We start from the raw sequence: 1,681 nt of genomic DNA, 5'->3' as shown, positions 1-1,681 counted from the left end.
CCGCCGGCCAGGCGAATGGCACGATGGGGCCGTGCTCCACGATCTCTTCCCGCCCGGGATCCAGCATGCCCTGGACCTCGCCGGCATCTTCGTCTTCGCCACCGCAGGCGCCCTGCTCGCCGTCCGCAAGAACTTCGACGTCTTCGGCATCTGCGTGCTCGCCCTGGTCACCGCCCTGGGCGGCGGCCTCTTCCGCGACCTCGTCATCGGCGCCGTCCCGCCCGCCGCCTTCGGCGAGCTCAGCTTCTTCGTGACCCCCCTGATCGCCGCGGTCATCGTCTACTTCCTCCATCCCGAGGTGCAGCGGATCAACCGCGCCATCAACGTCCTTGACGCGGCCGGCCTCGGACTGTTCAGCGTGACCGGCACGACCAAGGCGTACGAGTACGGCCTCGGACTCACGGCGTCCGCCGCGCTCGGGGTGGCCACCGCCGTCGGCGGCGGTGTCCTGCGCGACGTCCTGGCCAACGACGTCCCGTCGCTGCTGCGCGACCGCGAGATGTACGCCGTCCCCGCCATCGTCGGCGCCACGATGGTGGCCCTCTCCATCGCCTTCGAGAGCCTCAACGCCGTCACCACCGCGCTCGCGATCGTCACCACCTTCGTGCTCCGGCTGCTCGCCATGCACTACCACTGGCGTGCCCCGCTGGCCTGGAACCGCCGCTCCTCGGTGGCCGAAGAGCCGTAACCAGCACGTCACAAACAAAAGCTACCGCTTAGTAGCTTCGCGTTGTAGTGTCGAATTCATGGCATACGCAGCGGCCCAGGCATCCATCGGCGACAGCGAGTTCGACCGCGACACCACCGTCACCGCACGCGCGGGCGAGCCCGGGGTGTACGACACCGAGCTCTCCGCCGGGTGGACGATCATCACCGCCGTCAACGGCGGCTACCTGCTGGCCCTGGTCGGCCGGGCCCTGTCGGCGGCCCTGCCGCACCCGGACCCGTTCACCGTCTCCGCGCACTACCTGACCTCGTCGGTCCCCGGCCCCGCCGTGATCCGCACCGAGGTCGTCCGGGTCGGGCGCACCCTCTCCACCGGCCAGGCCTCCCTCTTCCAGTACGACGAGAGCGGCGCCGAGATCGAGCGGATCCGGGTCGTCGCCTCGTACGGAGACCTCGCCTCCCTGCCGGACGACGTCCGCACCACGGCGGTCCCGCCGGTGATCCCTCCGTACGAGGACTGCCTCGGTCCGGAGGCCGGCCCGGCCCCGATCCCCGGCAGCAACGCGATCGTGGACCGGCTCCGGCTGCGGCTGGACCCGGCGACGGCGGGCTGGGCGCTCGGCGCGCCGTCCGGGAAGGGCGAGATGCGGGCCTGGTTCGAACTGGCCGACGGCCGTGACGCGGACCCGCTGTCGATGCTGCTCGCGGTGGACGCACTGCCGCCGACCTGCTTCGACCTGGGGCTGATGGGCTGGAGCCCGACCATCGAGCTCACCACCCACGTCCGCCGGCGCCCGGCCCCGGGCCCGCTGCGGATCTCCATCACCACCCGGAACCTGGCCGGCGGCTTCCTGGAGGAGGACGCCGAGGTCTGGGACTCCGCGAACCACCTGGTGGCCCAGTCCCGCCAGCTGGCCCGCGCCCCCCGCTGACGCTCCGCCCCCGGCCCCGCCCGGGCCCCCGCCGGGGCCCCGCCCGGGCCGTGGCGGCCACGGGCCCTGCGGCGCCGGGGCCC

Annotated in this window: 2 protein-coding genes; both read left to right on the top strand. The window is 72.9% G+C overall.

The features are described 5' to 3' along the window. Positions 1 to 31: 31 nt before the first annotated feature. Complete coding sequence (locus ACFXA3_RS42190) at positions 32 to 688, top strand: trimeric intracellular cation channel family protein (RefSeq protein ID WP_385196774.1); 657 nt, start codon at positions 32 to 34, stop codon at positions 686 to 688. 58 nt (positions 689 to 746) lie between these two features. After that, positions 747 to 1,598, top strand: a complete 852-nt coding sequence (locus ACFXA3_RS42185; RefSeq protein ID WP_385196772.1) for a thioesterase family protein — start codon at positions 747 to 749, stop codon at positions 1,596 to 1,598. Positions 1,599 to 1,681 lie beyond the last annotated feature (83 nt).

This window comes from Streptomyces sp. NPDC059456, assembly GCF_042750055.1.
Lineage (GTDB): Bacteria > Actinomycetota > Actinomycetes > Streptomycetales > Streptomycetaceae > Streptomyces.
Note: the sequence above shows the minus strand (reverse complement) of the source record. Positions and strands in the feature narration are given on the sequence as shown.

What these genes read in the sequence shown, in the direction of transcription:
- ACFXA3_RS42185 (WP_385196772.1), top strand. Translation starts at nt 747, where the DNA reads ATGGCATACGCAGCGGCCCAGGCATCCATCGGCGACAGCGAGTTCGAC.